The organism is Novosphingobium flavum (assembly GCF_014230315.1).
Classification (GTDB): Bacteria; Pseudomonadota; Alphaproteobacteria; order Sphingomonadales; family Sphingomonadaceae; genus Novosphingobium; species Novosphingobium flavum.
Genome location: NZ_JACLAW010000010.1, coordinates 32857 through 46185, shown reverse-complemented (window position 1 = coordinate 46185; position 13329 = coordinate 32857). Strand labels below are relative to the sequence as shown.

The following is a 13329-nucleotide window of genomic DNA, read 5'->3' as shown; positions in this document are numbered from 1 at the left end:
GGCGATCAGCCTCCGCTGCTCTTCCCCAGAAAGTGACTGAGCGGATTGGCGCCCTTGTAGCTCGCCTTGGCCGGGTTCATCGCTTCATAGACCACGGCGTTTTCCAGCACCCGCTGGACGTAATTGCGGGTTTCGGAAATCGGAATCCGCTCGACCCAGTCGATCCAGTCGATCGTGCCGGTGCGCGGATCGCCATTGGCGCGCAGCCATTTGTTCACATTGCCGGGCCCTGCATTGTAGGCGGCCACGGCGAGCGGATAGCTGCCGTTGTAATAGGTCATCATCCGCCCGAAAAAGGCATCGCCCAGCTTCAGGTTGTAGCCCGGCTCGTTCATCAGCGCCGAGGCGTCGAAGGCAAGGCCGACCTTGCCCGCCTGCTCGCGCGCGGTGGAAGGCATCAGCTGCATCAGCCCGCGCGCCCCGGCATGGCTCACCGCGTTCTGGGCGAACTGGCTTTCCTGCCGGCTGATCGCGTGGACCATGGTCCAGTCGGTTCCCTCCGGCGTCGGGATCAGCGGGAAGGCGACATGCTGGAAGTCCTGGATTCCGCTCGCGCCAGCTGCCTGCCCCAGGATCACGCCCAGGTCGCGCCGGCCCAGTTCGCGCGCCATGTCGGCCACGATCTGGTGCTCGGCCGGAGTCGCGGCCTGATCCGCGATTTCCTTGAAGAAGCGCACGGCCGTCGGCCAGTCGCTGTCGCGCGCCACTTCGCGCACGGCCGCCGCGATCGGGCGGGAAAGGAAAGCCTGCCGCTCGGCCGGGCTGGGAGCCACGGTCGGGGCATTGGCGAAAGCGGGAATCGGCTTGCCCAGCCGCTCCAGCGCGAGCTGGCCGTAGAACTGGTCCGGATAGGCCGCCGCCTGCTGGAAATATTGCGCCGCGGCCGCCGCGTCGCCAGCCTGGGCCAGCGCGCGGCCCGCCCAGTAGAAGCCCTTGGAGCGCGTCTGCGGCGTGCGCGCCGCATTGCCGTAGCGCCAGAACAGGGGCGCCGCCGCGCGCGGATTGCCCAGGCTCCACAGCGCCTTGGTCCCGCCCAGCCACATCAGCGAGGTATAGTCGTCGCGCAGGCGGAAGCTGGCGGCGGAAATGTCGGTGCGCGGCGCGAACCCGTCGTCGATCTTGCTGGCGATCTGCACCGCGCTCGCCGCATCGGCATTGCGCGCGGCCGACAGTTGCAGGCCGACCCACTTCTCCCCGTCTGCCGGCAGCGCGGCCAGCGCCGGGCGGCCCGCGAGCAGGATCGCCGCCTCGCCCTGCCGCCCTGCGTTGATCAGCTGGCGCGCCCGGTTGTAATCATAGCCCGGATCGGCGCCGATCATGGCCGGAACCATCAGGCCGAGCGCGGCGGGATCGGTGCCCTGCAAGGCGGCCAGCCGCATGGAAAACACATCGCGCCGCGCCGGAGAGGTGAGCGCGATCTGGCGCTGGGCCTGCTGGGTCGCCCCGGCCCACAGCAGCGCGTCCATCCGCGCGTCCTGGTCGGCCGCGCTCGCCTTGCCGAAAACCATCGCCCCGATCGAGGCCTCGGCCGCGTCGCTCATCGCCCCGCCGCGCCAGGCGGCAAGGGCCAGGGCCGGCGCATCGCCCCGGCCGAGCTGGGCCGCGGCAAGGGCATATTGCGCCCGCGCCGGGTTGGAGAGCGGGGCGTTGCGGTCGAAATAGGTCGCGATCTGGCGCGCATCGGCCGGCCCGCGTTCCAGAGCCTGCTCGGCATAGCGGCGCAGCTTGGCTTCCTCGGGATAGCCTGGATAGGCGAGGAGGAAGCCCGAATAGTCGGAGAAGGACAGGTTGTCGTAGCTCGACAGCGTCTTCCAGCGATAGATCGCCTGCGCCACGGGGGTGGCCGCGCTCATCTTCAGCTGCGCCCGCGCCCGGTCCCACTCGCTGCCCTCGCCGCTGGTGGGCACGGCCAGGGTCTGTGCCGGGGCGGTGCTGGTGCTACCCGGTGCGGGCAGCGGCTGGACCACCGGGATCGAGACACTCTGCGACGACGCCGGACCTTCCAGCGCGATGAAAACCAGCAAAGACACTGCAACAGACTTGCGGACCATGCTGGACATTCGACTTTTGCTCCTTATCAGGCGCTGAACGACAAGTTACCCCGAAGCCGGGGCTCCCGTCCACAGGAGCTAGCAGGCAAATGGGGCAAAAGCAGGGAATTCGCGCATGTTTTCCGGTTCTATTCCGGCTCTGGTAACGCCATTTCGCGACGGGGCCTTCGACGAGAAGGCCTTCCGCAAGCTGGTGGACTGGCAGATCGCGAACGGATCGGCCGCGCTCGTCCCCTGCGGCACCACGGGCGAGAATTCGACTCTCTCGAACGCCGAGCATCACCGCGTGATCGAGGTCTGCGTCGAGCAGGCGGCGGGCCGGGTCCCGGTCATCGCCGGCTGCGGCAGCAATGATACGATGAACGCGCTGCTGCACATGAATTTCTCGAAGAAGTGCGGCGCCGCCGCGGCCCTGCTCGTCGCGCCCTATTACAACCGGCCGAGCCAGGAGGGCCTGCTCGCCCACTTCTCCTACCTTGCCGAGCACAGCGATCTGCCGATCGTGCTCTACAACGTGCCCGCCCGCACGGTGACCGACATCAAGCCCGAAACCGTCTGCGAACTGGCGCGGCGCTTCCCCGGCAAGATCATCGGCATCAAGGACGCCAGCGGCGATCTCTCGCGCGTGACCGATCACCGCATGGGCATCGGCGCCGGCTTCGTCCAGCTTTCGGGTGACGACGAACTGGCCCTGCCGTTCAACGCGGCGGGCGGGGTCGGCTGCATCTCGGTCACGGCCAATGTCGCGCCGAAGCTCTGCGCCGAATTCCAGGCCGCCTGCGCCGCCGGCGACCTCGCCACGGCGCGCCAGCTCAACGACCGGCTCTATCCGCTGCACTACGCCATGTTCGAGGATGCCTCGCCCGGCCCGGTCAAGTACGCGCTGAGCAAGGTCCACGATTTCCTGACCGAGGACCTGCGCCTGCCGCTGGTCCAGTGCAACGCCGAAGCCCGGGCGGCAGTCGACGCCGCGCTGGTCCACGCCGGCCTGCTCTAGGGTTGCGATAAATCCGGTCAGGGGTGGAGGGGCCCCTGCATTCGCAGGGGCGACGGGAGGTAGGGGCAGCAGGCCCCGACTTTCCGGCCATTCCCCACGCCAATGGCGCCTCCTGAAAGCGGACGGCCATGCAACTATCCAACCGCCGGGAAAGCCCGCTTCAGGCACGATGAGCCGCGCCCACAATGCGACGGAGCGGGGAACTCTTGCCCGAAACCCCGCGTTAACCGCTTATGGCATCGCGAATTCGCAAGCTCGTTCATGAAGCCCCGCTTCACGTTCTGCCCGGCAGTGACGGAGAGGTGCGTTTGCTCATGCCCGATGGTCACTCGCTCACCATGAGCATCGAGGCAGCGGAGCGATCCGCACTGCTTCTTTCCCGCGCGGCAGAGCGCGCCCGCCGCGAAAGCGGCCACCAGCGGCGCAGCCCGAATCCGGGGCAGGCGACCGTGATCCCGGTCGATTTCGTCCGCCAGGCCCGCCTGAATTGAGGTCCCCGGCCGGTCCGGCCGCGGGAAATTCGTCAACCCGATTGAAATCGGCGCAATTGGCCCCTTCCTGAACGGGCACACGCGCCTTACATGGCGCCCATCATGGCCCGTCCGACTCCCGCCACTTTCGACAAGAAGAAGACCGTCGCCGAAAACCGGCGCGCGCGGTTCGACTATGCGATCGACGAGGTGTTCGAGGCCGGGATCTGCCTCACCGGGACCGAGGTGAAGAGCCTGCGCTTCGGCGAGGGCTCGATCGCCGAATCCTATGCCGAGTTGCGCGAGGGGCAGGTCTGGCTGGTCAATTCCAACGTGCCCGAATTCAGCCACGGCAACCGCTTCAACCACGAGCCCAAGCGCCCGCGCAAGCTGCTGCTTCACGCCCGCCAGATCAGCAAGCTGACCGGCGCGGTCGAGCGCAAGGGCATGACCCTCGTGCCGCTGTCGATCTATTTCAACGGGCGCGGCCGGGCCAAGGTCGAACTGGCCCTCGCCAAGGGCAAGAACGCGGCCGACAAGCGCGCCACGATCAAGGAACGCGACTGGAAGCGGGAACAGGGCCGCCTCATGCGCGAGCATGGGTGACCGCGGGACCGTGAACCGGCTGCCGGAAATTCGTCGCAAGCGCCGCCCCCTTCACCGGGCGGAAAGGCGTATTGGCGCAGATGGCATCTCGCGCGGCGGCCGTTGTGCCCCTAGGTTGCCGGCACGGACGGTGGAGCAATGACCGAGAGATTCTTCAGCTGGGCGAGGCGCAACATGCCAACGCGCGAGGAGATGGAGCGCAACCGCTTCGTGCGTCCTTTTGCGCACCGCGTGCTGGCTCATGAGCTGTGGCGCTTCACCCGCCGCTCGGTGCCGCGCGGCGTGGCGCTGGGGATGCTGGTCGGGATCATCCTGCCCTTCGCCCAGATCCTGTTCGCGGCCTTCCTCTCGCTCTCGGTCCGGGCCAATGTCCCGGTCGCGGCGCTGACCACCTTCATCACCAACCCGTTCACCACCCCGTTCATCTGGGCCGCCTCCTACAAGGTGGGCGAGCGGCTGCTCTATTTCGACGCGATGTTCCACGCCAACCCGATCGACAGCCTGCTGCAGGTGACCGACGCGTGGCAACTGCTGGTCTGGATCACGGCCGAGGGCAAGGTTCTCGCGCTGGGCCTGTGCGTCGTCGCCGTCGTCTCGGCCGCGGTCTCCTATCTCGTCACCGGCTTCGCCTGGGGCGCGTGGATCCGCCACAAGCGCAAACATCGCCTGGCCCTGCGCCTAGCGGAAGAGGGCGCCGTCGCGGGATGAGCGGGCTGGGCGCCTGGCTGGGTGCGCGGGTTCCCACCCGCGAAAGCCTCGAGAGCCATGCCTGGCTGCGCCCTTTCGCGCACCTGATCTTCCGCTCCGAACTGTGGCGGATGAACCGCCGCTCGGTCCCGCGCGGGGTGGCGCTCGGCCTCTTCGTGGGGGTGATGATCCCCTTTGCCCATTTCATCGTTGCGATCTTCGTGGCGGTTTTCGTGCGCGCCAACATTCCCGCCGCCATGGCCGCCACCTTCATCGGCTTCCCGGTGATCTACGTCGGCATCGTGGCCGTCGCCTACCGGATTGGTGAGTGGCTGTTGCATCTTGATGCGATGACCGGCATTCAACCCATCGGGGAAACGATGCAACAGACCGGGACAGACGACCTGCTGAAGCACCTGACCGGCGCCGGGCTGGATACGGCGTTCGGCCTGTTGGTCATCGCCACGGTGCTCTCTGTTCTCGGCTATGTCCTCGCCTCGGTCCTGTGGCGCTGGTGGGTCGCGCGCAAGCGCCGCCAGCGTCTCGGCGGCGCCTGATGGCCGCGCTCTCCTGATGGCCCTGATCTTCTGATGGCCCTGATCTTCCGATGGTAGGCCGCGCCGCCCCGACCGCGTCCCGGGGCCTCAAGGCTGACTGGCTGGCGGTCGGCGCCGGCTTTGCCGCTTCGGCCGCAGTGCTCTGGCTGGTCACCGGCGATCCGCTGGCCACCACCGGCTTTGCCGGCGGAACCCTTGCTCTGGGCGGCCTCGGCCTTGCCTTGTCCCGCCGCCGTCCTGACGCGGCCGAGGCCGAATGGGCCCTGCCGGACTGGTCGGTCACTTTCGCCGCGATCGACCGCGAGGACGCTGCCGTCGCCATAACCGACCGGGCCGGCCGGCTGGTCTGTGCCAATCCCCTGCATGAAACGTGGTTCGGCATGTCCGCCGCCCCGCCGCGCCTGCCGCTCGATCAGGCCGCGCTCGCCGCCCTGTCCGCCGCGTCGCGCAGCGCCTGGCGCGACGGCGCCGCGAAGCTAGATCGCGTCGTCGGCGATGGCCGGGCCTGGCGGGTGGAGGCGCGCCGCGCCGGACGGGGCGACGATTTCCTCGTCTGGCGCTTCACCGAGCTGACCAGCCCCGACCCCGTCGCCGATCTGGTCCGCAGCCTCGATGGCAAGCTCGGCCGGGCGCTGGCCGCCGCCGGGATCAACGCCGCGATCGTCGATCCCGATGGCCGGATCAGGGGGGCTTCCTCCGGCTTCGCCCTGCGCGCCGCGGGCGATGCCCAGTTCGCCCTTACGGGCATGGATTTCGTCACCCTGCTCCATCAGGACGAGCAGGACCGCATCACTTTCGCCCGCGAAGGGGCCAAGGGCACCCCGCTGACCATGTACTACGTGCCGGTCGCCGATCCCGACCTGCCCTATGCGCCGGACCCGGACCGCACCCCCTCGCTGATGCTGCTGGTCGATTCGGGCATGGGCATCGGTGGCGGCGTCGGCGGGACCGAGGGCCATGCCGCTGTCCCCCACCTCGAGGCCCTGCTCGCCCAGCTTCCGCTCGGCCTCGCCATGGCCGACCGCGACGGGCGCTTCCTCTTTGCCAATGCCGCCTTCATGCGCGCGGCCGGGCGCGATGGCGAGCTGCCCCCGCCGTTCCCCTCCGACCTCGTGGTGCGGGAGGACAAGACCGCCCTGTCAGACGCTGTGCGCCGCTATGCGCAGGGGCCCGCCGCCGCCGGGGACATCGCCGTGCGCCTCAAGAGCCAGCCCGACGATCCGGTCTCGCTCAGCCTCGCCGCCGTGCGCGGGCTGGGGGAGGCCGCCGTCCTCCTCGGCCTCACCGACAGTTCCGAGGAAACCCGGCTCAAGCGCCAGGTTGCCCAGGCCACCAAGATGCAGGCGGTCGGCCAGCTCGCGGGCGGCGTCGCGCACGATTTCAACAACGTGCTGACCGCGATTCTGGGCACCTGCGATCTCATGCTCCTGCGCCATACGCCCGGCGACAGTGACTATGATGACATCCAGCAGATCCGCGCCAATTCCAACCGCGCCGCCTCGCTGACCCGCCAGCTCCTCGCCTTCTCGCGCCAGCAGACCCTGCGCCCCGAAGTGCTGCAACTGCCCGACGTCGTCGCCGACATCACCCAGATGCTGAAGCGGCTGGTGGGCGAGAAGATCCGCTTCGAGGTCCGGCACGACCGCGATCTCGGCCCGGTCCGCGCCGATCCGACCCAGCTTGAACAGGTCATCGTCAACCTCGTGGTCAATGCCCGCGATGCGATGATGGGCAAGGACGGCGCGGGCAAGGTCGATGGCACCTCGAAGCTCACCATCTCCACCCGCCGCGTCACCGCCGCCGACGTCCGTTCGATGCGCAGCGAGATCCTGCCGCAGGGCGACTATACCGCCCTCTTCGTGGAAGACACCGGCTCCGGCATCCCGCCCGAACACCTCGGCAAGATCTTCGAGCCCTTCTTCACCACCAAGGAACAGGGCAAGGGCGGCTCGATGGGGGGCACCGGCCTCGGCCTCTCCACCGTCTACGGCATCGTCAAGCAATCGGGCGGCTTCATCTTTGCTGACAGCGAGGTGGGCAAGGGCACGCGCTTCTCGGTCTATTTCCCGGTCCACCATGGCGAGACGAAGCCGGGCGCTGCCGCGAAGGTGGAAGAACCGCGCAAGTGGGCCGGCGGCGGCAAGATCCTGCTGGTGGAAGACGAGGACTCGGTCCGCGCCGTGGCCGAACGCGCGCTCGCCCGCCAGGGCTACGAGGTGACCAGCGCCTGCGACGGCGAGGAAGGGCTCGAATTTGTCCGCCTCGGCCGCCGCTTCGATCTGGTCGTGTCGGACGTGGTCATGCCGGTGATGGACGGGCCCGCCATGGCCCGCGAGATCCGCGAGATCGCCCCGCAGCTCCCGATCCTGTTCATGTCCGGCTATGCCGAAGAACAGCTGCGGCGCGAGATCGACATCGTCGACATGCACTTCATCCCCAAGCCCTTTTCGGTCCAGCAGATCACCGACAAGGTCGCCTACGTCCTCGCCGCCGCGAAAGGCTAGGGCGCGACACATTGCGACGAACGGCCGCTTGATTGTTCGCAATTTATGTTCACAATCTCGCCAACGAAACACGCCGCGAACAGGCGCGCTCGTCAAGGAAGGGGATACCAGACGTGATGATGTCCAGCCGTCAGGCGCTTTGCGCAACCGCCGCCGCCGCCATCCTGGTGCAGGGCCTTGTCCCCGCCATGGCGCAGGAGCAGGTTTCGCGGCCCGGCGTTTACAGCGGCTATTCCCCGGTCCTCTACGACGGTTACAAGCTGACCTCGCAATATGTCGCCATGCGCGACGGTACCCGCATCGCGCTCGACATCTACCGGCCCACGCTGAACGGCGTGGTGGTCGAAACCCCGCTCCCGGTGGTCTGGATGAATTCGCCCTATGCCCGGCGCAAGGGTAACGAGGGCGGCAATACCCCGGTGCAGGAGCCGCCGGCCATCGGGCTGGTCCGCTATGGCTATGTCATCGCTGTGGCCGACATGCGCGGCAACTATGCCTCGTTCGGCAAGGCGGTGCAGAGCAACCGCACCGAATGGTCCCCCGATGCCTATTGGGACGCCTACGACATGACCGAATGGCTGGCGCGCCAGCCGTGGTCGATCGGCAAGGTCGGCATGGCCGGCTGTTCCGCGCTCGGCCACGCCCAGTGGCAGGCGGCGGTCAGCCACCCGCCGCATCTGGTCACGGTCTTTCCGCAAAGCGCGCCGTCCGAATATTACGACTGGGGCGGCATCGCCCCGACCGCGCCGGACCCGGACCGGCCCTATCCCGGCAATCTGCTCAAGGCTGAGGACCGCGCCGTGCCGGTCGACGAGGATACCGACGGCAAGCTGCTCGCCGCCGCGCGCGAGGAGCACCGCTACGGGACCGACTGGGGCTGGGTGCCCTATCGTGACAGCGTCGCGCCAGATGTGGCCAAGCACCTCGGCGTCAAGAATTTCCGCCCCGGGCTCGACGTCAACACGCTCGAACATTTCGCCGAACTCAACCGCAACCCGATCCCGGCCTACCAGTCGCTCAACTGGGGCGAGGACCAGCGCGTCAAGCTGGGGGTCATGGTCAAGATGCACAATTTCACCGGCCCGATGAAGACGATCATGGCGCCGGGCGACCATTGCAACTGGAGCACCGACGCCCGCCCCAATGCCAAGAACCCGTTCAACGCCACGGTCGAGCAGCACCGCTGGTTCGACTATTGGCTCAAGGGCATCAACAACGGGATCATGGATCAGCCGCCGATCACGCTCTACACCTACAACCGTCCGCAGGGCCATGAGTGGACTTCGGCCTGGCAATGGCCGCTGCCCACCGCGCGGGCCGTGCCGCATTACCTCGGCGCCGGCGCCGCCGGCACCCCCAGGGGCGGGGTCAATTCCGGCAGCCTGAGCCTCGCCGTCCCGACCCGCGCCGGTGCAAAGGACGTCTACACCACCGACTATTCGATCGATGCCGCCACCCGCGATGCCAAGGGCCTGGTCTATACCACCGCGCCGCTGGTCGCAGACACGGCGCTGATCGGCCACCCGGTGGTCAACCTGTGGATCACCTCGACCGCCAAGGACGCGGACATCGCCGCCTATCTCGCCGACGTCGGACCCGACGGCAAGGTCACCCCGCTCCCGGGCACCGACGATGGCCGCCTGCGCGCCTCGCACCGGGCGCTGAACACGCCGCCCTACAACAACCTCGGCCTGCCCTACCACCGCAGCTTCGCGGCCGACGTCAAGCCGCTCGTCCCCGGCCAGCCGACCAGGCTCGAATTCGACATGGCGCCGATCTCCTGGGTATTCCGGGCCGGTCACTCGATCCGACTGACCGTCGCCGCCTCGGTCGAAGACCGGCACCGCCCCGGCAAGTCGTTCACCCCCGAGATCACGCCGACGCCGGTGCTCCAGGTCCTGCGCGATCCGGCGCATCCTTCGTCGATCGTGCTGCCGGTCAATTCCCCGCTCAAGCCCGCGCTCGCCGTCGCCGGCAACACGGCGCGGCTGACCTTCCCGGCCAGCCTCAACCGTCACTACCTCGCCGATCTCAAGCCCGGCGCGATCATGGCTGGTGCCGTGGCGGCGCGGTCGGTCCGGCTCGAAGGCAGCACCATCGTTGCCGAATTCCCTGCCGGCAGCCTCAAGCCGGGCACGGCCGTGACCGGCCGGTTCGGCGGCGGCACGTATGACTATGGCGACATGGCCTTCGCGGCGGCCGTGCGCTGATCCTGTGAGGGCCGGGACCGGCGGGCCGTTCGCCCGCCGGTCCCGGCCGCCGTCCCAGCCGCCGTCTTTGTGTGCGGGGTGTTGCGGTTCGCGATTTCGCGGACGAGCGCTCTGGGCTATGGTCACCGCCCAGAGAATCGAGCGCAAGGGAGTTCCCCGATGACGCTGGACAGCAATTTCACCGGTTCGATCCCCGCCACTTACGAAGAATGCCTCGTCCCCGCCCTGTTCGCCCCCTATGCGGCCGACATGGTGGAGCGCGCCGTGGCCCTCTATCCGCGCGCCGTGTTGGAGATTGCCGCCGGCACCGGGGTGGTCAGCCACAGCCTCGCGGCGGCGCTGGAAGAGGCCGGGCTTGGCTCCCGCGTGGTGGCGACCGACCTCAACCCCGCCATGCTCGCCGTGGCCGCCGCGCGCGCCGCGCCGGCCAACCTCACCTTCGAGCCGGCCGATGCGATGGACCTGCCCTTCGCCGATCACGCCTTCGACCTCGTCCTCGCCCAGTTCGGCGTGATGTTCTTCCCGGACAAGGTCACTGCCTTCCGCGAGGTGCGGCGCGTCCTCGTTCGCGGCGGCACCTTCGTGTTCAACCTGTGGGACCGGCTCGATGCCAATCCCGGCGCCCTTGCGGTTCATCTCGCCCTGCAGGATGCCGTGCCTGAACCGCGGCCCGGCTTCCTCGCCCGCGTGCCCTATGGTCATCACGACACCGTCCAGCTCGGTCAGGACCTGCGCGAGGCCGGCTTCACCGAGATCGCGGTTGACCGCGTGGCCCTGTCCAGCCCGCCCGGCTCGGCCGAGCACGTCGCCCGCGGCCTCTGCCTCGGCAGCCCGGCCGCCGGAGAGCTCGCCGTCCACCCGCAGGAAGCCCGCGACGCCGCCCTCGCCGCCGCCACCCTCGCGGCCCTCGCCGCCGAACCCGAAACCGGCTTCCCCATGAGCGCACTGGTCGTCACGGCGCGGTAGGGGGGCAAGCCCCCAAGTCGTCACCGCGCGGCGAGGCCGCGCAAACCCCTACCTCGTCATGCCAACGAAGGCTGGCATCGTTGGCGGCGGGGCGATGCACTCGAAGTGGCCGCTCAAGCGGCCTTGCTCGGCTCGACGGTTTATCCCTTTACGTTGCGCGGCCGGTTTCGCTCGGGACTATTTTCCGTGCCCAAGTTCATGTTCTGAATATCGCGCAATGATCCCGGACAAGTGGCAAATGTTTCATCGTCTTCGGAAAGGTTTTAATGAAAGATTGGATATCCTGCTGCTTGAGCGCATGATGAAGCTCTGTGTGGGTGTTTTTCCGGTCATCCCATCGCTGCCGGTTTTTTAAATTACGGTAACGTATAAAGTATTTTAATAAATTTATAATATTAAAGTTTCTATGTAGATTTTTTAATCAGTGTTCCACTAAGTTTGCGCTAGATTGTTTGAGATCGCGAAGTAAATTTGTAGAAATAGGATTATCTCTTGTCGGGGGTTGTCTGATATGGGGAGGATTGCGCGCCTTGGTGACTGGCTTTGTGGTCCGTGCGGCGCGCAAAAAATGCCTATTTTTTCAAAATTAGAGCGCTTGGTAATATTATTAATATTTGCAATATTTGTGATGCTTCGCCTGCCAAAGGCAGTGTGGTATGGTAGGTTTTTCGCTGAAGAATTGACTATATTCATATCATACGATTGGCACTTTCATAGTTACAGCAATATACTTCGTTAGTTTGGGGGTTATTTAAATATTCCGGCGAACGGTATAGCCATGCTGGCTGTATATCTCGTTAAAAATGGATATATTTCTCTTGAATTTGTGCCGCGCCTCACGATGGGGGCGGCGCTATTGTTTCAACTGCTTCCGGCAGCGCTCGTACTTAACGGAAAAGCGGAATGGCTCACCAAGCGGTGGGTGGTCTTGGCTAGCATCATGGCTCTGGCACTCGCTCCGTTGTCGGAAGAGGCTTGGCTCAATATTCTTCACATCCAGTTTCAGTTGGTTCTGTGCTGCGTATTGCTGTTGGCCTTTGATGTGCCGCGCAGCGCAGGTGGATGGATCATCACAACCTTTGTTCTCGTGTTGGCTCCTCTAAGTGGTTTGGCCGCTTTGGTTTTGGGGCCGCTGTTCTTGGCGCGCAGTCTTTTGGACCGTTCCTTGCCGCGTCTTGTGCAAACGGCTTTACTGGGCTGTTCCGGACTTATCCAACTCCTCTTTTTCTACTCGCCCAGTGCTGCCCGTGGGCAATTGCATTCGCTGGCTGAGACGGCCTCGATCATTTTTGTTCGTCTTGGAGTCGTGCCGATTGGAGGGCCGTTGGCCACAGCGTTCGTGCGTAAGGCTGCTATCGATGCCTATCTTGGGCAAGGGCTGGAATGGTTTATAATTTCTGGCTTGGGCTTGCTTTACTGCGGGTTTTTGATTTGGGTCACGTGGTGCTATCGGCATACTGCGGTTTTCTGGATTTTTGCGTCTGCAATTGTTTTGGCCGTGACCGCCTTTGGCGGTGGAATGATTGCATCCCCGCCTCAAGCTTGGTTCGATCCCTCGGTAAGCCAGCGCTATAACGTCATGCCTATGGCGTTGCTGGGGCTTGGTCTGGTTGCCGTAACATATTATCAGACGCAGAACGGACGTATGATCGCGTTTCGCCTGTGCGAACTGACGATGCTGACTGCACTTTGTTTCTATTTTGTGCCCAATCCGGTGGTTAGCGAGGGCCCGCGCTGGTCGGCCGAGGTCGCTCGTTGGCGTACTGACCAGAATTATAAATTGCGCGTATGGCCGAGGCCCTGGGCTGCTGATCTCTCGGCACAAAACCGTCCCTGTCGTCCGCCAACGCGCGAAAATGCCTCTTTGAGCGAGCCCGAATATTGCGAATCACATTGGCTGGCGACCGTCGACCAAATAAATCTGGACATCGCCAACACCACGCTGAGATGATTCCAGGGCCCGATTGTTCTCGTGGTTGCGCGCGCCTCCATGAAGGCCGAGGAGGGTATTTGGGGATTTTGTCCCTCAACCCCGTCAACTTCGTCAACGCCGCCCCGCCGCGCGGCCCGCGCCGTGTTCCGGCCTCTCACCGCCACGACGGCGAATCGCCTCGGGGAATTCCCTATCCCCAGAAATGGCCGATCACTGGAAGTGGGATTCCGATCAGACAAAAACGTCGAAAAACCAATTGCTTGACATTCCGTCGCCAATCCTTGAGTTCCCCACTTGTTCTGCTGGAACAAAGTGGATACAAACCGCCCAACGGTTGACCATTCCGGT

General features: G+C 65.8%; 10 protein-coding genes. 9 read left to right on the top strand and 1 reads right to left on the bottom strand.

The annotated features are described in order from the left end of the window. Positions 1-5: 5 nt before the first annotated feature. Positions 6-2060 carry a lytic transglycosylase domain-containing protein gene (locus H7F51_RS13330; protein ID WP_185664808.1) on the bottom strand — a complete coding sequence of 685 codons (2055 nt, stop codon included), beginning with the start codon at positions 2058-2060 and terminating at the stop codon, positions 6-8. 106 nt (positions 2061-2166) lie between these two features. Between H7F51_RS13330 and dapA the strand changes: the two genes are divergently transcribed. From dapA to H7F51_RS13285, 9 genes are all read left to right on the top strand, one after another. After that, a complete protein-coding gene (gene dapA / locus H7F51_RS13325) occupies positions 2167-3048 on the top strand; it encodes a 4-hydroxy-tetrahydrodipicolinate synthase (protein WP_185664807.1) in 882 nt (293 codons plus the stop codon). Positions 3049-3362: 314 nt separating this feature from the next. Beyond that, positions 3363-3539 (top strand): hypothetical protein, encoded by a 177-nt coding sequence (locus H7F51_RS13320; RefSeq protein ID WP_185664806.1) that lies wholly within the window; start codon positions 3363-3365, stop codon positions 3537-3539. A gap of 102 nt (positions 3540-3641) precedes the next feature. Continuing rightward, entirely contained in the window at positions 3642-4124 is a 483-nt protein-coding gene (smpB, locus tag H7F51_RS13315) for an SsrA-binding protein SmpB (RefSeq protein WP_185664805.1), read from the top strand. 138 nt (positions 4125-4262) lie between these two features. Next, positions 4263-4832, top strand: a complete 570-nt coding sequence (locus tag H7F51_RS13310; RefSeq protein WP_185664804.1) for a DUF2062 domain-containing protein — start codon at positions 4263-4265, stop codon at positions 4830-4832. After that, entirely contained in the window at positions 4829-5368 is a 540-nt protein-coding gene (locus H7F51_RS13305) for a DUF2062 domain-containing protein (RefSeq protein WP_185664803.1), read from the top strand. Before H7F51_RS13310 ends, H7F51_RS13305 begins: the two co-directional genes overlap by 4 nt. Positions 5369-5418: 50 nt before the next feature. Next, positions 5419-7872: a hybrid sensor histidine kinase/response regulator gene (locus H7F51_RS13300; protein WP_185664802.1), complete on the top strand. Its 2454-nt coding sequence runs from the start codon at positions 5419-5421 to the stop codon at positions 7870-7872. A gap of 116 nt (positions 7873-7988) precedes the next feature. Beyond that, positions 7989-10082: a CocE/NonD family hydrolase gene (locus tag H7F51_RS13295; protein WP_246448423.1), complete on the top strand. Its 2094-nt coding sequence runs from the start codon at positions 7989-7991 to the stop codon at positions 10080-10082. A gap of 159 nt (positions 10083-10241) precedes the next feature. Continuing rightward, complete coding sequence (locus H7F51_RS13290) at positions 10242-11048, top strand: class I SAM-dependent methyltransferase (RefSeq protein WP_185664800.1); 807 nt, start codon at positions 10242-10244, stop codon at positions 11046-11048. 778 nt (positions 11049-11826) lie between these two features. Beyond that, complete coding sequence (locus H7F51_RS13285) at positions 11827-12999, top strand: hypothetical protein (RefSeq protein WP_185664799.1); 1173 nt, start codon at positions 11827-11829, stop codon at positions 12997-12999. The last annotated feature ends 330 nt before the right edge of the window (positions 13000-13329 follow it).